The organism is Streptomyces cynarae, assembly GCF_025642135.1.
Taxonomy (GTDB): Bacteria; Actinomycetota; Actinomycetes; order Streptomycetales; family Streptomycetaceae; genus Streptomyces; species Streptomyces cynarae.
In genome coordinates this window covers 6633551-6659677 of record NZ_CP106793.1, presented here as the reverse complement: position 1 = coordinate 6659677, position 26127 = coordinate 6633551, and the positions used below count along the sequence as shown (strand labels likewise).

Sequence of the window (26127 nt, the reverse complement as noted above, 5' to 3'; positions counted from 1 at the left end):
TTGGCGCCGGGCACAGTGACCTGGAGGTTCGGCTGCGGCTACGCGCGGCCGGCCGTCTTCTGGGTCTTGCGGGTCACGGCGTCGATGACGACCGTGGCGAGCAGAACACCACCGGTGATCATGTACTGCACCGGCGAGGCGATGCCCTCCAGGGCGAGGCCGTACTGGATCGAGACGATCACCAGCACACCGAGCAGCGCGTTCCACGTGCGGCCACGTCCGCCGAAGAGCGACGTACCACCGATCACCGCGGCGGCGATGGCGTTCATCAGCAGGTCACCGCCACCGGCGCCCTGGTTGGCGGACGCGATCTTCGACGCGATGAACAGACCGCCGATCGCGGCGAAGGTGCCGGAGACGGCGAAGACCGAGATGCGGACCGTGGCCACGTTGATACCGGCGCGGCGGGACGCCTCCACGCTGCCGCCGAGCGCGAACACCTTCCGGCCGTACGCGGTGCGGCGCAGCACGAAGTCCGTGATGAGCAGCACACCGATGAAGATGACCACGGCGAGCGGCAGGCCCTTGTACTGGTTGTAGACGACGGCCACGGCGAACGAGAGGACCGCCAGCAGCGCCGTGCGCAGGATCGTCTCGCTCAGCGGCCGGGACGGCACACCCGCGGCCTCGCGCCGCTTGTTGCCGAAGTAGGAGCTGAGGAAGTACAGCACGGTCACCGCGAGCGCGAGCCCGTAGGCGGCGGCCACGTCGGAGAAGTAGTACGTCGTCAGCTTGGCGACGAGGCCGTCGCTGTTCAGGTTGATCGTGCCGCTGTCGCCGAGGATCTGGAGCATGAAGCCGTTCCAGAACAGCAGACCGGCCAGGGTGACCGCGAACGCCGGCACGCCGATCTTCGCGAAGACGAAGCCGTGGATCGCGCCGGCGACCGTGCCGGTGAGGATGGCCAGCACGAAGGCGAGCCACTCGCTCATGCCGTGGGTGATGTTCAGCACGGCGAAGGTGGCGCCCGCGACACCGGAGACCGAGCCGACCGACAGGTCGATCTCGCCGAGCAGCAGCACGAAGACGATGCCGACGGCGATCATGCCCGTGCCGACCATGGCGACGGAGATGTCGGAGAGGTTGCCGGCGGTGAGGAAGTTGGAGTTCAGGCTCTGGAAGATGATCCAGATGATCGCCAGACCGATGACGACCGGGATGGCACCCAGGTCACCGGCCTTCATCTTCCGCTTGAACTCGGTGACGTAGCCCGCGAAGCCCTGCTCGCGCACCAGCAGACGGGGGTCGACGGCGGTGACCGCCTTCGCCGCCGCCTCGGGGTTCTCCACGACGGTGTCCTCGGGGGGCGTGGAGGTCTTGTCGATGCTCACTTCTTGATCTCCCCATTGCTGCGCGCCGCACGACGGGTCACGGCGTTGTCCGTGGCGCCGGTGATGGCGGAGATGATCTCTTCCTGCGAGGTCGTCTTGACCTCGAAGACGCCGTTGTTGCGCCCCAGACGCAGCACCGCCACCTTGTCGGCGACGGCCTTCACGTCAGCCATGTTGTGGCTGATGAGGATCACGGCGTGACCGCGCTCCCGCAGCCGCTCCACCAGGTCGAGGACCTGCGCGGTCTGCTCGACGCCGAGGGCGGCGGTGGGCTCGTCGAGGATCACCAGCTTGGGCTCGCCGAGCATGGAACGGGCGATGGCCACGACCTGGCGCTGACCGCCGGAGAGCGAGGCGATCGGGATGCGGACGCTGGGGATGCGGATGGACAGCTGGTCCAGCAGCTCGCGCGAGCGCCGCTCCATCTCCACCTCGTCCAGGACGCCGCGGCGGCGGATCTCCCGGCCCAGGTAGAGGTTGCCGACGACGTCGATGTTGTCGCACAGCGCGAGGTCCTGGTAGACCGTCGCGATACCCAGGTTCTGGGCGTCGTTCGGCTTGCCGATGTGGACGGTCTTGCCTTCCCACTCGATGACGCCCTCATCGATGGGGTGCACGCCGGCGATCGTCTTGACCAGCGTGGATTTTCCGGCGCCGTTGTCGCCGACCAGGGCGACCACCTCACCGGCGTGGACCTCAAGCTCTACGTCGGTGAGCGCCTGAACGGCACCGAACCGCTTGGAGACCCCGCGCAACGCCAGCACGGGCGTAGCGGACACGTGAACCATCTCCTTCGCCGCCTGACCCGGCGGGAGGTTGTGCAGAAGTTTGGGGGGTGTTCCGTCCGGCGCCCCGCGACGAGCTTGCGGGGCTGGTGAAGGCGGGGCGCCGGAGGAGCTTCAGTGCGCCAGTCCCTCACGGGAATTCAAGGACGAATTCCCGTGGCGGGAAAGGGGCTTGAGGCCGGTTACTTCAGGCCGATCTTGTCGCAGGCCGACTTGTACTGACCGGTGCAGATGTCCGCGACGGTCCACAGGCCGTCCTTGATGACGGTGTCCTTGATGTTGTCCTTCGTCAGGGCGACGACCGGGACGATGACGGAGGGCACCTGCTTGGTGGTCGGGCTGTCGACCTTGTCCTTCGCTATCGAGTCGACGGGCTTGCCCTGGGCGAGGGCGACGGCCATCTCCGCGGCGACGTCGGCCTCCTGCGGGTACGGCTTGTAGACGCTCATGTACTGCTCACCGGTGACGATGCGCTGCACACCGGCGAGTTCGGCGTCCTGGCCGGTGACCGGGACCTTGATGCCGGCGGCCTTGAGGGCGGTGATGATACCGCCGGCCATGCCGTCGTTGGCGGAGTAGACACCGACGATGTTCTGCTTGCCGAGGGCGGAGATCGCCGCCTCCATGTTGGCGTTGGCGTTCTCCGGCTTCCAGTCCTTGGTGTCGTACTCCTTGCCGATGTTCACCTTGCCGTCGAGCACCTCGTGGGCGCCCTTCTTGAACTGCGCGGCGTTCGGGTCGGTGACGGAGCCGTTCATCATGACGATCTTGCCGGACTTCGCCTTGGAGCCGAGGGCCGTGAGGAGGGCCTGGCCCTGGGTCTTGCCGACGGTCTCGTTGTCGAACGAGGTGTAGCCGCTGATCGGGCCCTGCGCCAGGCGGTCGTAGGCGACGACCGGGATGCCCGCGTCCTTGGCCTTCTGCACGGAGTTCTTGATGGCCGCGGAGTCCACCGCGTCCACGATCAGCACGTCGACCTTGTTGGTGATCATGGTGTCGACCTGCTGGTTCTGCAGGGTCGCGTCCTGCTTGGCGTTGGCGTAGACGACCTCGCCCTTGCCGTTCGTCAGCTCCTTGACCTTCTTCTCGATCAAGGGGCGGTCGAGCTTCTCGTAACGCGCCGTCTGGTTCTCGGGGAGAAGCAGACCCACCTTGATGGCGTCGCCCTTCTTGGCGCTCGAGGACGGGGACGAGCTCTTGCCGGACTCCTTGGCGCTGCCACAGGCGGCGAGCGAAACGGCCATGGCACCAGCAGCAACGGCGAAGGCCGCACGACGCATACGCGTGTTCACTTCTAGAAACCTCCCTGACGAGGCCGCGTCGTTGCGGCCGAGGTGGCTGGAAGTCAACTCGGCCACACGTGCGACGTCAAGAAGTAAATCCTTAACGAGATGGCAACGGTGCCATCCGTTATCTAAGTGAAGGCAGGCGTCGCAGCAGGCAGGCTGCCGTCCAAAAGGGTTGAATCACCCATTTCACTGAGTGCGAGAGCGAGCGCGCCGAGGACTTCCGCGCGGCCGCCGAGCGCCCCCGGCAGCACCGAGAGTTGGCGTGCGGCACTGGGGATCGCGTACCGGCCGACCGACTCCCTGATGGGCCCGAGGACGAGCTCACCGGCCTCGGCGAGATCACCGCCCAGGACCACGCGGCTCGGGTTGAGCAGATTGCACAGGTTGGCGACTCCGCTGCCGATGTGGCGGCCGACATCGGCGATCACCCGACGGCAGCCCGGATCACCGTCCCGCGCCAGCCTCACCACGCCTTCCATGGTCAGGTCGGCGCCGTGGCTGGGCTGCAGCAGCGGCAGCACGTACCGCGCCGACGCGAACGTCTCCAGGCAGCCCCGGTTGCCGCAGCGGCAGACGGGACCGGACTCATCGAGAGTAATATGCCCGATTTCTCCTGCTGTGCCGCCAGGCCCGCGGTAGATCTTGCCGTCAATCACCAGTCCGGCGCCGACACCGCTCGCCACCTTGATGTACGCCAGGTCCTTGACCCCTCGGCCGCTGCCCCAGACCAGCTCGCCGAGCGCGCCGAGGTTGGCGTCGTTGTCCACGTGCACCGGCACGCCGAGCCGCCCCCGCAGCTCCTCGGCGGGTTTGGTGCCGGTCCAGCCCGGCAGGATGGCGGTGGAGCCGAGCGTGCCCGACTCGACGTCGATGGGTCCGGGCACGCCGAGCCCCACGCCCGCGATCTTGGACCGGCTCACTCCGGTCGCCTCGATCAGCCTGCTGACCAGCTCTTCCGCCCGGTCGAAGCCCTGCGCGGCGGAGGCGTCCACGTCCAGGGGCTCGGACTCCTCGGCGAGCACCTGATGGGCCAGATTCCCGATCGCGACGCGCAAATGGGTGTGCCCGAAGTCGACGCCGATCACAATGCCGGCATCACCGCTGAGGGAGACGCTGCGGGCCCTGCGGCCACCCGCCGATGTGGGCGTGACCTCGACGGTTCCGCCGTCCTTCAGCTCCCGCACGATATTGGAGACGGTCGCCGCGGACAGACCCGTCGTCCTCGCGATCTCGGCCTGCGTCAGCGACCCGGCCAGGCGCACCGCACGGACGACACGCTCCAGATTTGCCCGATGCAGCGACGACTGCGATCCCGGAGTCTCCATCGACTCATTCACTCCTGCCCTCAGCGCGGCGGCCACGGCGCCGCCCATGTGACCCGGGTCACACCAGTGGAATCCGAGTCACGTACAAGTTGTGAACTCCAAGCTCCGCTGAACGGGTTACCGCAGTCAAGTCCTTGACGGAAATCGGCAGAGATCAAAAAGAGGGCGGACGGACGCACCGGCGCCGTCCCCGGTTCACGGGGAGGACGCCGGCAGGCCGGGACAGTGGAAGACGATCACTACTTCAGGGCGCCCGCCGTCAGGCCCTGGACCACCTGCCTCTGGAAGACGATGTACGCCGCGAGGACCGGCAGCATCGCCATCACCAGGCCGGCGAAGAGTCCGGACCAGTCGCCCTTGTACCCCTGGCTGGCCGCCAGCTGGACCAGGCCCTGGGTGAGGACGCGCTTGTCGGGGTCGGTGTTCAGGACCGTCGGGAGCATGTACTGGTTCCACTGGCCCAGGAAGTTGAAGATCCCGACGCTGATCAGGCCCGGCTTGGCCATCGGCAGCATGATCTGGAAGAACGTACGGGAGTGCGAGGCCCCGTCCACGAACGCGGCCTCGGCCACCGAGGCGGGCAGCGAGCGGAAGAACGCGGTCAGGAAGAACACCGTGAAGGGCAGCGAGTAGGCGATGTAGACGAGGATCAGCCCGTGGATCGTGTTCAGCAGCCCCATGTTGTTCACGACGTAGAACAGCGGGACCAGCGCCAGCATGATCGGGAAGCTCATGCCTCCGATGAACAGGTAGTAGATGAACCGGTTGCCCGGGAAGTCGAAGCGGGCGAGGACGTACGCCGCCATCGAACCGAGCACCAGGGTTCCGATGAGCGAACCGCCCACCACCAGGACGGTGTTGAGGAAGTAGTCGCTCATGTTGGCGTCGGTCCAGGCCCGCGCCCAGTTCTCGAAGTGCAGCTTGTCCGGCAGCGACCAGGGCGAGTCGAAGATCGAGCGGTCGTCCTTGAAGGAGGTCATCACCGCCCACAGCAGCGGCATGACGACCATGAACGCCCACAGGATCAGCATGCCGTGCGAGAAGACGTTGAGGACGGTGCCTTCCCGCTTCCCCCGGGGCGGCCCGTCCACCGGGGCGTCCGCCTTTCCGACGGTGACGTGCGGCTCGGACGGGATCGGGGCGGGGGTCTCGGTGGTCTCCATGGTCAGTACTCCAGCCGCTCGCGTCGGCCCAGCCGCATCACGACCGCCGCGAACAGCAGCGTCACGACGAGCAGGGCGACACCGATCGTGGTTGCGTAGGCGGCCTGACCGTCGCGGAAGGCCTTCTGGTAGACGTACAGCACCATGACGGTGGTCGAGTAGTCCGGCCCGCCCGGCCCGGTCGTCATGATCTGTACGACCGCGAACGACTCGGCGCCCAGAGCGAGGATGCCCATGTACACCCAGCCGGACTGCACGGTGTCCCACAGCAGCGGCAGGGTGATCCGGAAGAAGGTGGTGGCCCGGCTCGCCCCGTCCAGGAGCGCCGCCTCGTACAGGTCCGCCGGAATGGAGGCCATGCCCGCGGAGAACAGGACCACGAAGAAGCCGACCGTGGACCAGACGAGGACCGCCATCACACACCACAGGGCGAGGCCCGGATCGCCCAGCCACAGCGGCTGGACGCTGCCGAGCCCGACGCCGCGCAGCAGCGAGTTGATGGCGCCGCTGTCCGGGTTGTACGCGAAAGCGAACAGCAGGGCGACGATCGCGATGGAGAGCACCTGCGGGAAGAAGTAGACGATCTTGTAGAAGGACGAGCCGCGGACCCCGGAGATCACCGGCCCGCCCTTCCGCCGCCGGCCGCCCACATTGATCATGAAGGCGAGGAACAGCGCGAGACCGATCGTCACCGGCGGCAGCACCAGCGCGAACAGCAGGCTGTGCCACAGCGACTTCCAGAAGATGTCGTCGTGGACCAGCCGCGTGTAGTTGTCGAAGCCCACCATCTTGAACTCGGGGCTCAGGCCGGACCAGTCCGTGAACGAGTAGTAGATGGACTGGATGAACGGCCAGACGACGAAGAGCGCGTACAGGCCGAGGGGAACGGTCAGGAACCCCACGATGAACCGGTACTTGCCGTGATGCATGGCTACCGACCCCGATCCGGCCGTACGGGCGGCCGCCTCCGCTGCCGCTGACGGACCTGCCGCTGACGGACCTGCCGCTGACAGGCCCGCCCCGGGCAGACCTGTCCCTGACGGACCCTCACTGGTGCTTGTAGTGCTTGATCGACGTGTCCTTGGCGGTCTCGTCGGCGAAACCCTGGATCCGCTTGATGGCCTCGGCCGGGGTGATGCGGCCCGCCATCATCTCGCCGAGACCGGACACGCCGATCTTCTCCTTCTCCAGCTGCACGTACCAGTCCTGCAGCCGCGGGTTCAGGACGTTGCTGCCGGCCTTCTCCAGCGCGGCCACACCCGACTTCAGGCCCGGGGTGAGGCTGATGCCCGTGGTGCCGCCGTTGAACGCCGTCAACGACTTGACCTTGGTGGTGAAGTTCTTCGAGGACGCCTCGCTGAGCATGATGCGCAACTGCTCCATGCCTCCCTGGGGGTTCTGGGCCTTGGCGGGGACGATGAAGGGCTCGCCGCCGGAGGCCCAGATGGTGCCGAAGGGCATCTTGTCGGAGGAGTCGATGCCGGAGGGCGCGGAGACGGCGAGGTCGAAGTCGGCCGGGATGACGTTGGCGGACTCGTTCTCCACCCAGGAGCCGTTCGGGATGAACAGCGCCTTGCCCTGGGCCCAGGCGGTCTGCGACTGGATGTGGTCGAGGCCCGGCGTGCCCTTGAGGACGTAGCCCTTCTTGTAGAGCTCGTAGTACGCCTCGAAGCAGGCCTTGACGGCCGGGTGCTTCCAGGCGTTCGGCTCCAGGTTGTCGATGGCGTCGAGGACCTCGCGGCCACCGACCTTGCCGATCATCGGGTACAGGGAGAAGGGGAGGTAGTACGGGTACTTGCCGGCGTAGGTCCAGCCCGCGATGCCCTTCTTCTTGGCCTTCTCGCAGACCTTGAGCATCTCGTCCCAGGTCTCGGGGTACTTCTCGTCGAGCGAGTCGAGGAGCTTCTGCGAGTACCAGACGCCGTAGACCGTGTAGGCGTAGTACATGATCCACACGGGGTTGCCGTCGAACTGGCCCATCTCCACGATGCCGGGACGCAGTGTGTCGCGGACCTTCTTCGACGGGTCGTCGTAGGAGGGGGCGTCGAGGAGCGGGGTGAGGTCGGCGAGCTGGTTGCGGCTGACGAGGACGCCCATGTCCATCTGCTCGGCACCGGAGTTGTCGATGAGGTCCGGCGGGTTGCCCTGGTTGAAGCGCGGCTGGAGGGTGGACTGGATCTTCTGGGTGGCCGAGAACTTCACCTTCGCCTTCGGGAAGTCCTTCTGGTAGATCTTGACCGCGTCCTGGGCGTACTCCTTGCCGAAGCCGCCGTCGAAGAGCACGAACTCCATCTGTGCCGTGTCGTTGACGCCGAGCGGGTTCTGCTTGGTCTTCTTGCCCGCCTTGGCCTTCTCCTGGCCGCCGCCTCCGCTGCTGGCGCAGGCGGACAGGAAGCTCATCGTGGGGACGGAGACCAGGCCCAGCGCGACGGAACGCTTGATCAGGCTGCGGCGCCCGACGCCTTCGGGGCTGGTGGTGCCGACGCCTTCGGGGCTGGTGGTGCCGACGCCTTCGGGGCTGGTGGTGCCGACGCCTTCGGGGCTGGTGGTGCCGATGCCTTCGGGGGTAGTGGTGTGCTCGCCGGAAGTGGATCCCATGCTCAAGTCCTCGCCTTCTCCAGGACTCAGGCGGTGCACCGGCTCCTCCCCGGCACCGCGGTGATGGTGAAGCTGGGGTCGTGCATGAGCGATTCAGGGGGACGGTGCGCGGTGGTTCGTTCTCGAGACGGTCCGCCGCCTCCCGCTTGTCCCCGGTCGTGCCTGTCCACAGCCGTTGTACGGCAAGGTGACGGCTGCCCGGACGCCGACAGGTATAGTCCACTCTCCGTCGGCGGAGCAATATCGCAAGCAAGGTTGCCGCCGTGCGTTTCCGAGTTGAGACCTCCTGGAAATGCGGGATGCTCGCACAGCTCTCGAACGCGATGCCCATTGCATTGAGCCCGAATGCCACAGCCAACGCCCTTGACATCACTGACCACTTGGCCACCTACTGGTCCTTGCGCAGGCGAAGTGACAACGTTGTCCAGTCTCAACAGGCGCAGGGAGGGTGCTCGCGCATGCAGCACAGATCTCGGCACAGATGGGCTCCTACGGCGGTCGTGGCAACGGCCGCCTTCGCGTTGCTGGTGGCGGCCCAGGGCGCGGCGGTGGCCCTGCCCGGCGAAGCGGCGGCCGCGGACCGCGAGTTCGCTTCCTCCTTCGAGCCGGGGGATCCGGCGCCCACGTGGCTGAACACCGTGGACACGACGGCGGACGGCACCAAGCGGGCGTCCGGCGTGGACGGAGGGTACACCACGGGCATTCCGGGCAATGTGACCGATGAGGTCACCGATGTCCGGGCCGGCGCCGAGAACACGGGCGGCGGGGAGGTCGCGGACAATCTGATCGACGGCGAGTCGAGTACCAAGTGGCTGACGTTCGCGCCGTCGGGCTGGGTCGAGTTCGACCTGGACGAGCCGGTCAAGGTGGTGACCTACGCGCTGACCTCGGCCAACGACCATGCCGAGCGGGACCCGGCCGACTGGACCCTTCAGGGGTCCACCGACGGCAAGGACTGGAAGACGCTGGACACCCGCACCGGTGAGTCGTTCGACCAGCGCTTCCAGACCAAGTCGTACGACCTCTCCGAACCGGCCGAATTCGCGCACTTCCGGCTGGACATCACCAGGAACCACAGCGGCGGCATACTGCAACTCGCCGATGTGCAGTTCTCCACGGGCAGCAGCACCGACCCCACGCCGAAGGACATGCGCACGCTGGTGGACCGCGGTCCGCTCGGCTCCCCCACCGCCAAGGCGGGCGCGGGCTTCACGGGCAGGCGGGCGCTGCGCTATGCGGGCACGCACACGTCCGACGGGCGGGCGTACTCGTACAACAAGGTCTTCGACGTGAACGTACGCGTCGAGCGGGACACACAGTTGTCGTACCGGATCTTCCCGGCGATGGCGGACGGCGACCGGGACTACGACGCCACCAACGTCTCGGTCGACCTGGCCTTCACCGACGGCACCCACCTCAGCGACCTCGGCGCGCTCGACCAGCACGGCTTCCCGCTGAGTCCCGCGGGACAGGGCGCGGCCAAGGTGCTGTACGTCAACCAGTGGAACAACGTGGTCGCGCGGATCGGGTCGGTGGCGGCCGGCAAGACCGTGGACCGGGTCCTGGTGGCGTACGACTCGCCGAAGGGGCCGGCCAAGTTCCGGGGCTGGCTGGACGACCTCGTGCTGAAGCCGGTACCGCCGGACAAGCCCAGGTCCCACCTGTCCGACTACGCGGTGACCACCCGCGGTACCAACTCCAGCGGCTCCTTCTCCCGGGGCAACGACTTCCCGGCGACCGCCCTGCCGCACGGCTTCAACTTCTGGACGCCGGTGACCAACGCCGGCTCGCTGAGCTGGTTGTACGACTACGCCCGGGCCAACAACTCCGACAACCTGCCCACGATCCAGGCGTTCAGCGCGAGCCATGAGCCGAGCCCGTGGATGGGTGACCGGCAGACGTTCCAGGTGATGCCGTCGGCCGCGTCCGGCACTCCGGACACCGGGCGTACCGCGCGGGCGCTGCCGTTCCGGCACGAGAACGAGATCGCACGTCCCTACTACTACGGCGTGACCTTCGAGGGCGGCCTCAAGGCGGAGATGACGCCGACGGACCACGCGGCGGTGCTGCGGTTCACCTACCCGGGCGACGACGCGAGCGTGATCTTCGACAATGTGACCGAGCAGGCGGGGCTCACCCTCGACAAGGCGGGCGGCGTCGTGACCGGCTACTCGGACGTGAAGTCCGGGCTGTCGACGGGCGCGACGCGCCTGTTCGTGTACGGCGTGTTCGACGCGCCGGTGACGGACGGGGCCGCCTCGGGCGTGAAGGGCTACCTGCGCTTCAAGCCGGGCGCCGACCACACGGTGACGCTCCGCCTCGCCACCTCCCTCATCAGCATCGACCAGGCGAAGGACAATCTGCGCCAGGAGATCCCGGACGGCACCTCGTTCGACGACGTCAGGGCACGCGCCCAGGGGACGTGGGACAAGCTGCTCGGCACCATCGAGGTCGAGGGCGCGAGCTCCGACCAGCTCACGACGCTGTACTCGTCGATGTACCGGCTGTACCTCTACCCCAACTCGGGCTTCGAGAAGGTGGACTCGGCCTACCGGTACGCGTCCCCGTTCTCCCCGATGACGGGCCCGGACACGGCCACGCACACCGGGGCGAAGATCGTCGACGGCAAGGTGTATGTCAACAACGGCTTCTGGGACACCTACCGGACGACCTGGCCCGCATACTCCTTCCTGACACCCGCTCAGGCGGGCGAGCTGGTCGACGGCTTCGTGCAGCAGTACAAGGACGGCGGTTGGACCTCCCGCTGGTCCTCCCCCGGCTACGCGGACCTGATGACGGGCACCTCGTCGGACGTGGCGTTCGCGGACGCCTATGTGAAGGGCGTGAAGTTCGACGCCGAGGCCGCCTACGACGCGGCGGTGAAGAACGCGACGGTCCTTCCGCCGTCGTCCGGCGTGGGCCGCAAGGGCATGGCCACCTCACCCTTCCTCGGCTACACCAGCACCGCCACCCGCGAGGGCCTGTCGTGGGCGATGGACGGTTACATCAACGACTACGGCATCGCCAGGATGGGCCAGGCGCTGTACAAGAAGACCGGCGAACAGCGCTACAAGGAGGAGTCGACCTACTTCCTCAACCGCGCCCGGGACTACGTCGACCTCTTCGACTCGCGGGTGGGCTTCTTCCAGGGCCGCGACGCGCAGGGCGGTTGGCGGCTGGACCCGTCGAAGTACGACCCGCGCGTGTGGGGCAACGACTACACGGAGACCAACGGCTGGGGCTTCGCCTTCACGGTCCCGCAGGACAGCCGGGGCCTTGCCAACCTGTACGGCGGCCGGGCGAAGCTGGCCGACAAGCTGGACGAGTACTTCGCGACACCGGAGACGGCCTCACCTCAGTTCGTGGGCTCCTACGGCAGCGTCATCCACGAGATGACGGAGGCCCGTGACGTCCGGATGGGCATGTACGGGCACTCCAACCAGCCCGCGCACCACGTGACCTACATGTACGACGCGGCGGGTCAGCCCTGGAAGGCACAGGCGAAGGTCCGCGAGGTGCTCTCCCGCCTCTACACCGGCAGCGAGATCGGGCAGGGCTACCACGGCGACGAGGACAACGGCGAGCAGTCCGGCTGGTACGTCTTCTCGGCGCTGGGCTTCTACCCTCTGGTGATGGGCAGCGGCGAGTACGCCATCGGATCCCCGCTGTTCACCAAGGCGACCGTGCACCTGGAGAACGGCAAGGACCTGGTCGTCAAGGCCCCCAGGAACAATGCGCGGAACATCTACGTCCAGGGCTTGAGGGTCGACGGCAAGGAGTGGACGTCGACAGCGCTGCCGCACGCGCTGCTCTCCCGGGGCGGTGTGCTGGAGTTCGACATGGGTCCGCGGCCGTCGGCCTGGGGCACGGGGAAGAACGCGGCACCGGTGTCCATCACACGGGACGACAAGGTGGCCTCGCCGCGGGCGGACGTGCTCAAGGGTGACGGTCCGCTCTTCGACGACACCTCGGCGACGGAGGCGGCCGTGACGAGCGTGGACCTGCCGGTCGCGGGAGGCACCAAGGCGGTGCAGTACACGCTGACTTCCCCGGCGGACCACACCAAGGCCCCCACGGGCTGGACGCTCGAAGCGTCCGAGGACGGCACGCAGTGGACGACCCTGGACCAGCGGTCCAGCGAGTCCTTCACCTGGGACCGGCAGACGCGGGCGTTCTCCGTCCCGCACCCGGGCACGTACGCGCACTACCGCCTGACCTTCACGACGGAGTCGACGCTGGCGGAGGTGGAGCTGCTGGCCTGACGCACGCCGGCACGGAGGAGGGGCGGACCCGCCGGGGCCCGCCCCTTCGTGCCGAACAGCGGTGATCAGCCGTTGGCGAGGGTGAACACGTGCAGGCGTGTCCCCTTAAAGAGTGAACCCCTTGGGGGACGCTTGACATCGTTGTCTCCTGCCGAGGTACAGTCATGTACAGACCATTCGACAACGTTGTCGCTTCGCCGGTCGTCACAAGCCATCAGACCCCGGTCCGGCCTACTCCCCCCGGGCCGGGCCGGCTCGCGGACCGGGTGGCACGCACAGCGGCCACCCGGTCCGCCCAGAGGCCCGGAATCCCCCGCCGGCCCCCAACCGTCACTCGTGGGGGCGGTGTTCACCGCTCCGGGGCGCGCACGGGGCAACCCGAGTGCTCTCGTGGTCATCTACCTGTACGAACGCGATGACCGGGGAGAAGGACGGGTTGTGCACGGTTCCGGTGCGGACGGTGGCCGCGAGAAGGCCACCGCCGGCTCCTGGTGGGCGGCCGCGGTGGCGAACCTCCTGATCGGCATGCTGGCGATCGTTCCCGGTGTGTGCGTCCGGTGGCTGCTGAACAGGTATGCGCTGCTCCACTGCGTCACCGGCTTCGGCTGCGGCGGCACGTCACCGGACCAGACCGTCGGTATGACGCTCGGCGCGGTGCTGGGCGGTGGTTTCATCCTAGGGATGGTGCTGGTGGTGGACGTCCTCATGCCGTGGCAGGAGGGCCGACCGCTGCACCTGTGGCTCGGCATGACGACCCTGGTGCCTGCGCCGTTCGCGGTGGCGCAGGCGGCAGGGTGGATCTAGGGCTTCCCGCCGACGACGGCTCCGCCGCGGGCAGTTCGATCGTGAACTCCGTACGGCCCGGAACGCTCTCCGCCCGGAGGCCGCCGCCGTGGGCCGCCGTGATCGCCGCGGCGATCGCGAGGCCGAGACCCGAACCGCCCGCTGTACCGTGCCTGCGGGAGCGGGAGGCGTCGGCGCGGGTGAAGCGTTCGAACACCGTCGGCAGCAGTGCGGGCGGGATGCCGGGCCCGTCGTCCCGTACACGGATCACGCACCGCTCGCCGCTCGCCTCGACGGACGCGGCGACGGTGGTGCCGGCCGGTGTGTGGTCGCGGGCGTTGGCCAGGAGATGCGCCACCGCCTGGCGCAGCCGTTCCTCGTCCCCGACGACCGACGCAGGGCTGTCGAGATGCAGGGCGAGCTGCCAGTCGTGGTCGCCGCCCGCCGCGCGCGCCTCCCACACCGCCTCGGCGACCAGGGACGCGAGGTCCACCTCGGCGCAGTGCAGGGGACGGCCCTCGTCGAGCCGGGCGAGCAGCAGAAGGTCCTCCACCAGGCGCGTCATACGGGCCGACTCGGCGGTGACGCGACGCCAGACCAGTTCCGGCTCGATCGGGCCCATGCCCCGGTTCATGAGTTCCGCGTAGCCGGCGATGGAGGCGAGCGGCGTCCGCAGTTCGTGGCCGGCGTCGGCGAGGAAGCGGCGCATGCGTTCCTCGCTGCGGCGCGCCCGCTCCTCGCTGCGCCGGTGTTCGACGAGCGAGGACTCGACCTGCTCGATCATGCGGTTCAGCGCGGCGCCGACCTGTCCGGCCTCGGTGCCGGGGTCGGTGTCGCGTTCGGACACGCGGGTGAGGCGGGTGACCTCACCCTGGCCCAGCGGAGCTCGGGAGACCTCCACGGCGGTGGCGGCGACCCGGCCGAGCGGGCGCAGCTGGCGCCGTATCACCACCGCACAGACACCGCCCGCTGCGGTGAGTCCGACGGCCGCCACGACGACCTCCACCACGACCAGGTCCCCGATCAGGTCCCGGACGTCGTCCATCGGGAGCCCGGTGAGGACACGGACCCCGTCGCCGTCGAGAACGGTGACCCGGTAGGTGCCGAGACCCGGAACGGTCCGGGTGTGCATCGAGCCGTCGGGCCTGACGCCGTCCAGGGCGGCACGCTGGGCGTCGCTGAGGGGCCGCGGCGCCGCGCCCCGGGTGACGACCTCGGCCACGGTGATCCTCCCCTGCTCGTCGAGCCGGGCGGCGAGCAGACCGGCGGGCTGTCCGCGCTCCCCGAGGAAGGCGAGATCGGTATCGCGGTCCGGAAGGAGGGTCGCCTCGGCGCGGCTGCGCTGCGCGGCGTCGCCGACGCGTCGGTCGAGGTCGCCGAGCAGATAGGTGCGCTGGGCGTAGACGGAGGTGAGTGCCATGGCCGCGCAGACCACGACCAGAACCGCGCCGGTGAACAGGAGCAGCCGCGCGCGCAGCGATCGCCCCACCGGCCGCCTCGGCAGCCCGGCCCTCATCTCCGCGCCTCGGCGGCGGCGACGGACGGCGGCGCAACGGGTCCGGGCCCGTCGTCGACGATCAGCACACGGACCGGGCCGCCGGGGGAAACAGTGGTGCCAGACATGTCGCAATCCTGTCCCGGTCCGCTGAGGAAACCCTGTGTCCGCACTGAGCACCGGCGATGTCCCGTGCGGGCGGCGGTCCGAAGACGGCGGAGGGCCGCACCCCCGGCGGGGGTGCGGCCCTCGACTGCCGTGCCGGATCGCCTACTTGCGGATCAGGCTGCGCAGCACGTACTGCATGATGCCGCCGTTGCGGTAGTAGTCGGCCTCACCGGGGGTGTCGATGCGGACGACCGCGTCGAACTCGACACCGGTGTCGGTGGTGACCTTGACCGTGCGCGGCGTGGTGCCCTCGTTGAGCTCGGTGACGCCGGTGATGGAGAAGGTCTCCTCACCGGTCAGGCCGAGGCTCGCGGCGGACTGGCCCTCCGGGAACTGGAGCGGCAGGACGCCCATGCCGATGAGGTTCGAGCGGTGGATACGCTCGTACGACTCGGCGATGACGGCCTTGACGCCGAGGAGCGCGGTGCCCTTGGCCGCCCAGTCGCGGGACGAGCCGGAGCCGTACTCCTTGCCGGCCAGGACGACCAGCGGAATGCCGGCGGCCTGGTAGTTCTGCGAGGCGTCGTAGATGAAGGAGACCGGGCCGCCGTCCTGCGTGAAGTCGCGGGTGTAGCCGCCCTCGGTGCCCGGCGCGATCTGGTTGCGCAGGCGGATGTTGGCGAACGTACCCCGGATCATCACCTCGTGGTTGCCGCGGCGGGAACCGTAGGAGTTGAAGTCGCGGCGCTCGACGCCGTGCTCGGTGAGGTACTTGCCGGCCGGGGTGTCGGCCTTGATCGCACCGGCCGGGGAGATGTGGTCGGTGGTGACCGAGTCGCCCAGCTTGGCCAGGACGCGGGCGCCGGTGATGTCCTCGACCGGGGCCGGCTCCATGCCCATGCCCTCGAAGTACGGGGGCTTGCGGACGTAGGTGGACTCCGGGTCCCACTCGAAGGTGTTGCCGGTCGGGACCGGGAGGGACTGCCACTGGGCGTCGCCGGCGAAGACGTCGCTGTAGGACTTGGAGAACATGTCCTCGCCGATGGCGTTGGCGACGACGTCGTTGACCTCGGCCTCGGAGGGCCAGATGTCCTTCAGGTAGACCGGGTTGCCGTCCTGGTCGGCGCCCAGCGCTTCCTTGGTGATGTCCACCTTCATGGAGCCCGCGATGGCGTAGGCGACGACCAGCGGCGGGGACGCCAGGTAGTTCATCTTGACGTCGGGGTTGATACGGCCCTCGAAGTTCCGGTTGCCGGAGAGGACCGAGGTGACCGCGAGGTCGTGGTCGTTGACGGCCTTGGAGACCTCCTCCGGCAGCGGGCCGGAGTTGCCGATGCAGGTGGTGCAGCCGTAACCGACCAGGTTGAAGCCGACCTTGTCCAGGTACGGGGTCAGGCCCGCCTTGTCGAAGTAGTCGGTGACGACCTTCGAACCCGGGGCGAGGGTGGTCTTGACCCACGGCTTGCGGGTCAGGCCCTTCTCGACCGCCTTCTTGGCCACCAGGGCGGCGGCGACCATGACGTAGGGGTTCGAGGTGTTGGTGCAGGAGGTGATGGCGGCCACGGTGACGGCGCCGTGGTCCAGCTCGTAGGTGGTGCCGTCGGGGGCGGTCACCGGGACCGGGTTCGACGGGGCACCGTTGGGGGCGACGGCCGGGGCGTCGGAGGCCGGGAAGGACTCCTGGCCGGCCTCGTCCACGACGTCGACGTAATTGCGGACGTCCTGCTTGAACTGCTCGGCGGCGTTCGCGAGGACGATGCGGTCCTGCGGGCGCTTCGGGCCGGCGATCGAGGGGACGACCGTGGACAGGTCCAGCTCGAGCTTCTCGGAGAAGTCCGGCTCGGCCTTCGGGTCCAGCCAGAGGCCCTGCTGCTTGGCGTAGGCCTCGACGAGCGCGACCTGCTGGTCGGAGCGGCCGGTCAGGCGCAGGTAGTTCAGGGTCTCGTCGTCTACGGGGAAGATCGCGGCGGTGGAGCCGAACTCCGGCGACATGTTGCCGATGGTGGCGCGGTTGGCGAGCGAGGTGGCGGCCACGCCCTCGCCGTAGAACTCGACGAACTTGCCGACCACACCGTGCTTGCGCAGCATCTCGGTGATGGTGAGCACGAGGTCGGTGGCGGTGGTGCCCGGCTGGAGCTCACCGGTGAGCTTGAAGCCGACGACGCGCGGGATGAGCATGGAGACCGGCTGGCCGAGCATCGCGGCCTCGGCCTCGATGCCGCCGACGCCCCAGCCGAGGACGCCGAGGCCGTTGACCATCGTGGTGTGGGAGTCGGTGCCGACCAGGGTGTCCGGGTAGGCCTTGCCGTCACGGACCATCACCACGCGGGCGAGGTGCTCGATGTTGACCTGGTGGACGATGCCGGTGCCCGGGGGGACGACCTTGAACTCGTCGAAGGCGGTCTGGCCCCAGCGCAGGAACTGGTAACGCTCCTTGTTGCGGCCGTACTCCAGCTCGACGTTGACCTTGAAGGCGTCGTTCGTGCCGAACTTGTCGGCGATGACGGAGTGGTCGATGACCAGCTCGGCCGGCGCCAGCGGGTTGATCTTCGCCGGGTCGCCGCCCAGCTCCTTGACGGCCTCGCGCATGGTGGCGAGGTCCACGACACAGGGCACGCCGGTGAAGTCCTGCATGATCACGCGGGCCGGCGTGAACTGGATCTCCTGCGACGGCTGGGCCTGGGAGTCCCAGTTGCCGAGGGCGCGGATGTGGTCGGCGGTGATGTTCGCGCCGTCCTCGGTGCGGAGCAGGTTCTCCAGCAGGACCTTGAGGCTGTAGGGCAGGCGGGCCGAGCCCTCCACCTTGTCCAGCCGGAAGATCTCGTACGACTCGTCGCCCACCTGCAGCGTGCTGCGGGCGTCGAAGCTGTTCGCCGACACGACAGTCTCCTTCATTGATGTGCGCGTACCACCACGATCCTGCCGCCACGGCATCTCGGCCGATCCGCTGAGGTCAGGCTAAGTTAGGTCACCCTTACCAGAGCGGCTACTGCGGTACGCCTCGGCAGATATCTCGATGTCGAGATAACTCTAGTACATGGGGCCGGGTAGGTCATGCGCGGCCGGAGACCGCCGCGACACACGCCTGCCACCAGGCATCACTCGGTTCACTTCACTCGAATGGACCCCACAAGATGCCGCATCTCATATCTGAGATAGCCTCAGTCTCATGTCAGACGACTACCTCGTACGCATCGGCAAGCTCATCCGTGTCGCACGCCAGCACCGTGGCCTGACCCAGGCGCAGCTCGCCGAGGCACTCGGTACCAGTCAGAGCGCCGTCAACCGCATCGAGCGGGGGAACCAGAACCTCAGCCTTGAGATGATCGCCCGCATCGGGGACGCCCTGGACAGCGAGATCGTGTCCCTGGGCTACGCGGGCCCCATGCATCTGCGCGTGGTCGGCGGCCGCCGGCTCTCCGGCGCGATCGACGTCAAGACGAGCAAGAACGCCTGCGTGGCGCTGCTGTGCGCCTCGCTGCTCAACAAGGGGCGCACGGTGCTGCGGCGCGTCGCCCGCATCGAGGAGGTGTACCGCCTGCTGGAGGTGCTCACCTCGATCGGTGTGCGGACCCGGTGGATCAACGAGGGGGTCGATCTGGAGATCGTCCCGCCCGCGGACCTCGACCTGGACGCCATCGACGCCGAGGCCGCCCGCCGTACGCGGTCCATCATCATGTTCCTCGGTCCGCTGCTGCACCGCCTCGACCGCTTCAAGCTGCCGTACGCGGGCGGCTGCGACCTCGGGACGCGCACCATCGAGCCGCACATGATCGCGCTGCGCCGCTTCGGGCTCGAGGTCACCGCCACGGAGGGGCTGTACCACGCGGTGGTGGACCGGTCCGTCTCCCCCGGCCGGGCGATCGTCCTGACCGAGCGCGGCGACACCGTGACCGAGAACGCCCTGCTGGCCGCCGCGCGGCACAACGGCGTCACGGTCATACGCAACGCCTCCTCCAACTACATGGTCCAGGACCTGTGCTTCTTCCTCGAGGCGCTCGGCGTCGAGGTCGAAGGCATCGGCACCACCACACTCACCGTCCACGGCGTGCCGAACATCGACGTCGACGTCGACTACTCGCCCTCCGAGGACCCGGTCGAGGCGATGAGCCTGCTGGCCGCCGCGGTGGTCACCGAGTCCGAACTGACGGTGCGCCGAGTGCCGATCGAGTTCCTGGAGATCGAACTCGCGGTCCTGGAGGAGATGGGCCTCGACCACGACCGGAGCCCCGAGTACTCCGCCGACAACGGCCGCACCCGACTGGTGGACCTCACCGTCCGGCCCTCCAAACTGGAGGCGCCGATCGACAAGATCCACCCGATGCCGTTCCCCGGCCTGAACATCGACAACGTCCCGTTCTTCGCGGCCATCGCGGCCTCCGCGCAGGGCAAGACGCTGATCCACGACTGGGTCTACGACAACCGGGCCATCTACCTGACCGACCTCAACCGCCTGGGCGGGCGCCTGCAGTTGCTCGACCCGCACCGGGTGCTGGTCGAGGGCCCGACCCGCTGGCGCGCCGCCGAGATGATGTGCCCGCCCGCGCTGCGCCCCGCCGTGGTCGTCCTGCTGGCGATGATGGCGGCCGAGGGCACGTCCGTGCTGCGCAACGTGTACGTCATCAACCGCGGCTACGAGGACCTGGCCGAGCGGCTGAACTCGGTGGGGGCGCAGATCGAGATCTTCCGGGACATCTGATCGACGGGTGCCGCCGCATCCTGCCTGACCAGTGACGAAGCGGGTCCGGACAGGGTGCGGCGGCATGTGTGGGACCTCTCCGGTCCGGGCGACCGCCTTCCGCCCGCGAAGCCTGCGCCTCAACGGGCTGTGCACCCCCTGCCAGGCATGACGGAAGAGACGTGCGGGGCCGGCCGGAGTCCGGCGGGTGCCGGGTGAGATGACGATCACCTTCCGGGAAGGGAGCGGCTTTCCGGCCCGTGCGGCGCCATACGCCTCGGCCGGATCCGCCGACGCGCCTCGCCCCGCACCTCCACCGGCACACTGTCCTCCGCATCCGGCCTGATCGGCCTCATCGGCAGTTCGGCCACCGGTTCCCTCCTCGACGTCGACCTCCCGCCGACCGTGCCGCGGCTGATCCTTGCCGCCGTCCGGCGAACTGAAGGCCCCGCGGGCTCGGTTTCCCAGGAGTCGTCGCAACACCTCAGTGCCACCGCCAACCGCGCGGCGCCGCACCCGTGCACGTGGTGCGGTCGTGACGGCCGCCTGCGGCATCGCTCATCTTCCGCTTCCTCCGTATGGGTCAAAGAAATCCCCCGTCTGCGCCACGGGGTGACTCAACTCCCTCGATGAGACCCCCAGTTGAGACGCGAGCGATTTGACACCGCCTCGCCGCACCACCAGCCTATGCGCATGACATCCATTTTCAATAGGAGCGGCTGAAGCCATGCGCGTTGCCTTCGTCGGCAAGGGCGGCAGCGGCAAGACGACCCTGTCGGCCCTCTTCTCCCGTCACCTGGCGCACTCGGGTGCGCCGGTCGTCGCGGTCGACGGCGACATCAACCAGCACCTGGCCCACACTCTCGGCCTCGACGAGGACGAGGTCTTCGCCGCGCCGCCGCTCAGCGCGCGCACGGGCGAGATCAAGGAGTACCTGCGGGGTACGAACCCGCGGATCCCGTCCCGCGAGGCGATGGTGAAGACGACGCCGCCCGGACGCGGCTCCCGGCTGCTGCGGCTGCTCGGCGACGACGAGATCCACAGCCACCACGTCCAGGAGGTCGCAGGCGTCCCGCTCATGGTGACCGGCGCCTTCGACGAGAGCGATCTCGGCGTGGCCTGCTACCACTCCAAACTGGGCGCGGTCGAGCTCTACCTCAACCACCTCGTCGACGGCCCCGGCGAGTACGTCGTCGTCGACATGACCGCCGGCGCCGACGCTTTCGCTTCTGGCCTGTTCACCCGTTTCGACGTGACGTTCCTGGTCGTGGAACCGACCCGCAAGAGCGTCTCGGTGTATCGCCAGTACCGCGACCACGCGGCCGAGTTCGGCATCCCGGTCGCCGTCGTGGGCAACAAGGTCACCGGCGAGGACGACCTGCTCTTCCTCAAGGAGCACGTCGGCGAGGACCTGCTCGCCCACTGCGAGCAGTCCTCCTACGTACGTGCCCAGGAACAGGGCCGCAGCCACGGCGAGCTGGAGCTGCACAACACCCGCACCCTGGACCGGCTGCGCGCGGCTGTGGACGCCCGCCCCAAGGACTGGGCGGCCTTCCAGAAGCACGCCGTGTACTTCCACCTGCGCAACGCCGCCGCCTGGGCCGATGAGGTCACCGGCCAGGACCTCGCCGCCCAGGTCGATCCGGAGTTCCAGCACGGCCCTACAGCCCTGGCCGCCCTCGCCTGACCCACACCCCCTCAAGCACCGAACCACAGAAACAGAACAGGACACCCCTTCATGTCACTCGACGTCTCCCCGCAGCTGCTCGCCGAAGCCGAGAACGGCGAGGTGCGGGAGCAGGACTTCGTGGAAACGGTCCGTACGTCCCTGCCGTACGCCTACGACCTCATCGCCCGCCTGGCGGACGAACTGCGCTCCGGCACGGCAGAGTTCGCCGACAACCAGACCCCGCCGCCCTCCGAGAAGGAGCGCGGCCAGCTGCTGCGTGCTCTGTCCAGCGACGCGATCCGGGGCAGCCTGGAACGCCACTTCGGCATCGCCCTCGCCTTCCAGAACTGCCACCGCGTGGCCGCCTTCCCTCCCGAGGCGCGCGGCGGCGAAACGCACACCCGCTTCACCTCCCTGCGCTCGCAGATCCTCAACCAGTCACCGGAGTTCCGCGACTGCTGAACCAGCGCAGCCGCAGCCGCCGCCGACTGCCGAATCCGGCGTTCGGCGAACAGGTCGGCCACTTCCAACCCCCGGCGGCCGTCGCCCACCAGGACACCCGGGTCCTCGTGAGTGGCGGCCGCCGACCCTCGTCCCGGCGACATCCGCCGCGCCCCACCTGCGCAGCACCCGAGCAGTCGTCGAGTGTGTCGCCGCTCGGCCGGCGCGTGTCCGCCGCGCGTCCGGCATCGCCCGAAGGAGCTCCGCATGCCCACCGTCCCTGGCCGACGCCGGCGGGGCCGACATGGTCCGCGACACGAGCGGCGAACGTCTCTTCCGTTACCGCCCCGGCCCCGACCACCGCCACTACCTCATCTGCACCGACTGCGGCCTGAGCCGGCCTCCGGGTTCGCGAACGTCCGGCACACGGTGTCCGGAGTGTGCCCGGACTGCGGTCGACGGCAGGCGGCGGACGAGCGCGGGTGAACGCCGGAGCCACTCGCTTTCCGGAGTGGCTCCGCCAGGGGCAGCAGTCGTACCGCGAAGCACGGCCGCAGGCATCCGTCTCCCGCCGGCCCGCGCCGGGCGCGACGGCCGGCCAGGCAGGAGGAAGAGCCGTCCGACCGTACGAAAACCCTTGATCCGGTCGACGCAGCCGGGTCACGTCCAGAGCACCGACGGTGACGGAGACCGCGCCGCCGCCCAGAGGGAACTGCGCCGACAGCCCCGCGACGCCAGCGCCACCCGCCTGCGCAACCGCGACTCCGTGGACGGGCGCCCCCGCGGCCATCTGCGTGCCTTCGGCCTGTCCCGCATCCGCGTACGCGAGATGGCCCACGCGGGCGAGGTCCCCGGCGTGACCAAGAGCAGTTGGTGACCCGCGCCCGGTCCGCCGACGCCGCGAGCCCTCTGGGCCACCGCAGCGGGCCCGCACCGGTGGCGTGCATGTTGCGGCGGGGCGAGAGCTCCTATTCCAGCCACATGCCGTCACACACGGCGACTCAGTGCAGGTCAGCGATCCGGAACTGCCCATTTTCGGCAGGTTGTCAGGCTGGCTGGTCTCATCCCGCGGTCAGGGTGACGTCCTGTCGGCGGACCGCGTGGAAGCGGGGCAGCGGGAGGCCGGACCCGCTCAGTTCCACCAGGGTGGCCTCGACGTGCGCCCGGCCCGTGGTGTAAGCGTCCTTGCGGGTCTCGGAGGCGGTCCAGCGGTGCCCGAGGCCGTCACAGACCGCCGGGGTGCTGCCGACGCCGCGGCTGACGTGGGGGTCGGCCTGGGAGACCGAGGCGGAGACGAGCACGGGGCCTCCGCCGCTACCGACGCAGCGGTAGGTGCCGGAGAGGGTGATCGTGCCGTCGGGCGCCAGGTGTCCGGTCGGGTCGACGGTCACCTCGTCGGACGAACGGACGGCGAGTGCGCCCGCGGCGGGGGCGACGGACAGCAGCAGGGCCGCACCGACGGCCGGCACGAGGACCGTCCCGACGACCGTCCCGACGACCTGGCGCAGGATCATGGAAGCACCTCCTGAAGACCCGGAATTGGGGATTCCATAGGTACCGGGCTCCCGCGTCCCGGCCCGTGATCCTCACCCCTTCGGTGGCGAGTCCGCACCGACGGTCATGCGGCGCCCACCACCTGGCGCCCGCTCAGGTCGTGCCGATGAACTCGCGCAGGACCGCCGCGAGGCGCTCGGGCTGGTCCTCGGCGATCAGGGTGCGGGAGTCGTCGATCTCCATCAGCCGCCCTTTCGGCAGGAGTTCGGCGAGCCTCCGGCCGTGTTCACGGGGCATCATCAGGTCCTCGGTCGCCCAGACGACGAGCGCAGGCCGGTCGAACGTCTTCAATGCCTGGGCGGCCTCCAGGAGTTCGGTCCTGCGGACGTGGGTCCCGTAGTGGCGGAAGTCGCGCCGGATGGCCTTGTCGGTGCGCAGGGGCCGCAGCCAGCCGTCCACGATCTCGTCCGGTACCGGGTACTTGGTCAGCGCACCGATGCCGACGGGCAGCCGGCGCAGGGGTTTCCAGCCCAGGCCGCGGACCATGAGCGGAACACCGCCGGGCACGGCACAGGCCAGTCCGATCATCTTTCCGGGCGCGCCCGGCGGGTAGTTGTCGAAGGCCTCGCAGGAGATGAGGACCAGGCGGGCCAGACGCTCGGGGTGCCGCGCGGCCACCGTCTGGGCCCTTCCGCAGTCGCTCTCCACCAGGGTGACGTCCCGCAGGTCGAGGTGGTCCAGGAACTCGGCGATCAGGTCGTTCACGAGGTCCGGTGTGGGCGGCCGGTGCATGGGCCTGCGGTGGGCGCCGTACGGCAGGGTCGGTGCGATCACCCGGTGGTCGGCGCGCAGATCGGCCATCACCTTGCGCCAGACGGTGTGGTCGTGCACCAGGCCGTGCAGCAGGACCACGACCGGGCCGTCGCCGCCCGTGTCCTCGTAGGCGACGGGGCCTGCGGTCAGCGTGATCTCGGGCATGTGACGACTCCCCTCGACTCCCCCCGAGGCACGCACAGGTTATGCCCGTGGGCACGGCTACGGGAGCACGGCGAAGCCGTCCAGTTCCACTAGCGCCTGCTCGTCCCACAGGCGCGTGGTCCCCACGACGGCCATCGCGGGGTAGTCACGGCCCGCCAGCCGCCGCCAGATGCGGCCCAGTTCGGGGGCGTGCGCGCGGTAGTCGGCCACGTCGGTGGCGTAGACGGTGACGCGGGCGAGGTCGGCGGGGGTGCCGTCGGCGGCGCGCAGGGCGGTGAGCAGGTTGGCGAGGGCGCGCTCGAACTGCTCGGGGAGCGTGTCGCCGACCACCTTGCCGTCGCCGTCGAGGGCGGTCTGGCCCGCCAGGAAGACGACGCGGGTGCCGGTGGCGACGACCGCGTGCGAGAAGCCCTTGGCCGGGGAGAGGCCGGGCGGGTTGACGCGCTCACTGGTCACGGGGCCTCCACGGTGGCGTACAACTCCTTGGCGACGATGCCGCGTTGCACCTCGCTCGCGCCCTCGTAGATCCGGGGTGCGCGCACCTCACGGTAGAGGTGTTCGAGGAGGTGGCCGCGGCGCAGTGCGCGGGCGCCGTGCAGCTGGACGGCGGCGTCGACGACGTACTGCGCGGTCTCGGTGGCGAGCAGCTTCGCCATGGCGGCCCGCTTCGGGACGTCCGGGGCGCCTTCGTCGTACGCCGTCGCGGCCGAGTAGACCATGAGACGGGCCGCCTCGGTGCGCAGGGCCATCTCGGCGACCTGGTGGGAGACCGCCTGGAGGTCCTTGAGGCGACCGCCGAAGGCGTCCCTCGCGGCGGTGTGGGCGAGGGCCGCGTCGAGGGCGGCCTGTGCCATGCCGACCGCGAACGCGCCGACGCTGGGGCGGAAGAGGTTGAGGGTGCCCATGGCGACCCGGAAGCCGCGGTCGGCCTCGCCGAGCAGGTCGTCCTCGGTCACGGGCACCGCGTCGAAGGCGAGCGTGCCGATGGGGTGCGGCGAGAGCATCTCGAGGGGGGTGCCGGTCAGGCCGGGGCGGTCGGCGGGGACGAGGAACGCGGTCACACCGCGGGCGCCCGCGCCGGGGGCGGTGCGGGCGAAGACGGTGTAGAAGTCGGCCTCCGGGGCGTTGGAGATCCAGCACTTCTCACCGGTGAGCCGCCACCCGGAGGGCCCGTCGGCTTCGGCCGCGAGGGACAGCGCCGCCGCGTCCGACCCCGCGTCCGGCTCGGTCAGCGCGAAGGCGGCGACCGTGGTGCCGGCCCGGACGCCGGGCAGCCAGCGGGCGCGCTGGGCCGGTGTCCCGTAGGCGTGCACGGGATGGGCGCCGAGCCCTTGCAGGGCGAGGGCCGTCTCCGCCTCGGTGCAGGCGTACGCCAGAGACTCCCGCATCAGACACAGTTCCAGGGCCCCGGAGGTGAACAGCCGGTCGAGCAGACCGAGTCGGCCGAGTTCGGTGACGAGGGCGCGGTTCACGCGGCCGGGCTCGCCCTTCTCGGCGAGCGGACGCAGCCGTTGCCCGGCCAGGGTGCGCAGCTCCGCACGCCAGGCCAGCTGGGCGGGGTCGAGCGAGAATGCGGTCATGGCCGGTCCCCTCTCCCTGACGGCCCCTCGGGGCCGGGTGGGCTGCTCACCCGAACGTATCGCGGACCGTTGACTGCCGTCACCAACACGATACGCTCGATGCGCGAGCCCACCACGACAAGGGGGCGAGACGCCATGGACCCGAGGG

19 protein-coding genes are annotated in these 26127 nt (G+C 69.2%); 6 read left to right on the top strand and 13 right to left on the bottom strand.

Going from position 1 to position 26127, the window contains the following annotated elements; translation table 11 throughout:
- Positions 1-38 precede the first annotated feature (38 nt).
- From N8I84_RS30245 to ngcE, 7 genes are all read right to left on the bottom strand, one after another.
- A complete protein-coding gene (locus tag N8I84_RS30245; protein WP_263232576.1) occupies positions 39-1331 on the bottom strand; it encodes a sugar ABC transporter permease in 1293 nt (430 codons plus the stop codon).
- Positions 1328-2119, bottom strand: coding sequence for an ATP-binding cassette domain-containing protein (locus tag N8I84_RS30240; protein WP_200418385.1), 792 nt, complete (start codon positions 2117-2119; stop codon positions 1328-1330). The genes N8I84_RS30245 and N8I84_RS30240 overlap by 4 nt, the downstream gene beginning before the upstream one ends.
- A gap of 179 nt (positions 2120-2298) precedes the next feature.
- Complete coding sequence (locus N8I84_RS30235) at positions 2299-3396, bottom strand: sugar ABC transporter substrate-binding protein (RefSeq protein ID WP_263234934.1); 1098 nt, start codon at positions 3394-3396, stop codon at positions 2299-2301.
- Positions 3397-3530: 134 nt separating this feature from the next.
- Entirely contained in the window at positions 3531-4730 is a 1200-nt protein-coding gene (locus N8I84_RS30230; protein WP_263232575.1) for an ROK family transcriptional regulator, read from the bottom strand.
- 239 nt (positions 4731-4969) lie between these two features.
- Positions 4970-5893 (bottom strand): carbohydrate ABC transporter permease, encoded by a 924-nt coding sequence (locus N8I84_RS30225; RefSeq protein WP_263232574.1) that lies wholly within the window; start codon positions 5891-5893, stop codon positions 4970-4972.
- A gap of 2 nt (positions 5894-5895) precedes the next feature.
- Complete coding sequence (locus N8I84_RS30220; RefSeq protein WP_263232573.1) at positions 5896-6822, bottom strand: carbohydrate ABC transporter permease; 927 nt, start codon at positions 6820-6822, stop codon at positions 5896-5898.
- A gap of 118 nt (positions 6823-6940) precedes the next feature.
- Positions 6941-8491: an N-acetylglucosamine/diacetylchitobiose ABC transporter substrate-binding protein gene (ngcE, locus tag N8I84_RS30215; protein ID WP_263232572.1), complete on the bottom strand. Its 1551-nt coding sequence runs from the start codon at positions 8489-8491 to the stop codon at positions 6941-6943.
- A 458-nt stretch (positions 8492-8949) separates the two neighbouring features.
- On the opposite strand from ngcE, the gene N8I84_RS30210 reads away from it, so the two are divergent.
- On the top strand, positions 8950-12753 hold the full coding sequence (locus tag N8I84_RS30210; protein WP_263232571.1) for a GH92 family glycosyl hydrolase: 3804 nt from the start codon (positions 8950-8952) through the stop codon (positions 12751-12753).
- A 345-nt stretch (positions 12754-13098) separates the two neighbouring features.
- Positions 13099-13557, top strand: a complete 459-nt coding sequence (locus N8I84_RS30205) for a hypothetical protein (protein WP_263232570.1) — start codon at positions 13099-13101, stop codon at positions 13555-13557.
- Here the strand turns inward: N8I84_RS30205 and N8I84_RS30200 are convergent.
- Entirely contained in the window at positions 13457-15052 is a 1596-nt protein-coding gene (locus tag N8I84_RS30200) for a sensor histidine kinase (protein ID WP_263232569.1), read from the bottom strand. The genes N8I84_RS30205 and N8I84_RS30200 overlap by 101 nt on opposite strands.
- Positions 15053-15301: 249 nt before the next feature.
- Positions 15302-18019 (bottom strand): aconitate hydratase AcnA, encoded by a 2718-nt coding sequence (gene acnA, locus N8I84_RS30195; RefSeq protein ID WP_313884305.1) that lies wholly within the window; start codon positions 18017-18019, stop codon positions 15302-15304.
- 289 nt (positions 18020-18308) lie between these two features.
- On the opposite strand from acnA, the gene N8I84_RS30190 reads away from it, so the two are divergent.
- From N8I84_RS30190 to rpsN, 4 genes are all read left to right on the top strand, one after another.
- The gene (locus tag N8I84_RS30190; protein ID WP_263232567.1) at positions 18309-19838 is read left to right on the top strand and encodes a helix-turn-helix domain-containing protein; all 1530 of its coding nucleotides are present in this window, start codon (positions 18309-18311) and stop codon (positions 19836-19838) included.
- A 706-nt stretch (positions 19839-20544) separates the two neighbouring features.
- Positions 20545-21504 (top strand): ATP-binding protein, encoded by a 960-nt coding sequence (locus tag N8I84_RS30185; protein ID WP_263232566.1) that lies wholly within the window; start codon positions 20545-20547, stop codon positions 21502-21504.
- Between the two features lie 51 nt (positions 21505-21555).
- Complete coding sequence (locus tag N8I84_RS30180) at positions 21556-21948, top strand: SCO5389 family protein (protein ID WP_263232565.1); 393 nt, start codon at positions 21556-21558, stop codon at positions 21946-21948.
- Positions 21949-22486: 538 nt separating this feature from the next.
- Positions 22487-22804: a 30S ribosomal protein S14 gene (gene rpsN / locus N8I84_RS30175; protein ID WP_263234933.1), complete on the top strand. Its 318-nt coding sequence runs from the start codon at positions 22487-22489 to the stop codon at positions 22802-22804.
- Between the two features lie 184 nt (positions 22805-22988).
- Here the strand turns inward: rpsN and N8I84_RS30170 are convergent, their stop codons facing one another.
- From N8I84_RS30170 to N8I84_RS30155, 4 genes are all read right to left on the bottom strand, one after another.
- Positions 22989-23441 (bottom strand): DUF6299 family protein, encoded by a 453-nt coding sequence (locus tag N8I84_RS30170; protein WP_263232564.1) that lies wholly within the window; start codon positions 23439-23441, stop codon positions 22989-22991.
- Positions 23442-23574: 133 nt separating this feature from the next.
- Complete coding sequence (locus N8I84_RS30165; protein WP_263232563.1) at positions 23575-24399, bottom strand: alpha/beta fold hydrolase; 825 nt, start codon at positions 24397-24399, stop codon at positions 23575-23577.
- A gap of 57 nt (positions 24400-24456) precedes the next feature.
- Complete coding sequence (locus N8I84_RS30160; protein WP_263232562.1) at positions 24457-24855, bottom strand: RidA family protein; 399 nt, start codon at positions 24853-24855, stop codon at positions 24457-24459.
- Complete coding sequence (locus N8I84_RS30155; RefSeq protein ID WP_263232561.1) at positions 24852-25979, bottom strand: acyl-CoA dehydrogenase family protein; 1128 nt, start codon at positions 25977-25979, stop codon at positions 24852-24854. The genes N8I84_RS30160 and N8I84_RS30155 overlap by 4 nt, the downstream gene beginning before the upstream one ends.
- Positions 25980-26127: the final 148 nt, after the last annotated feature.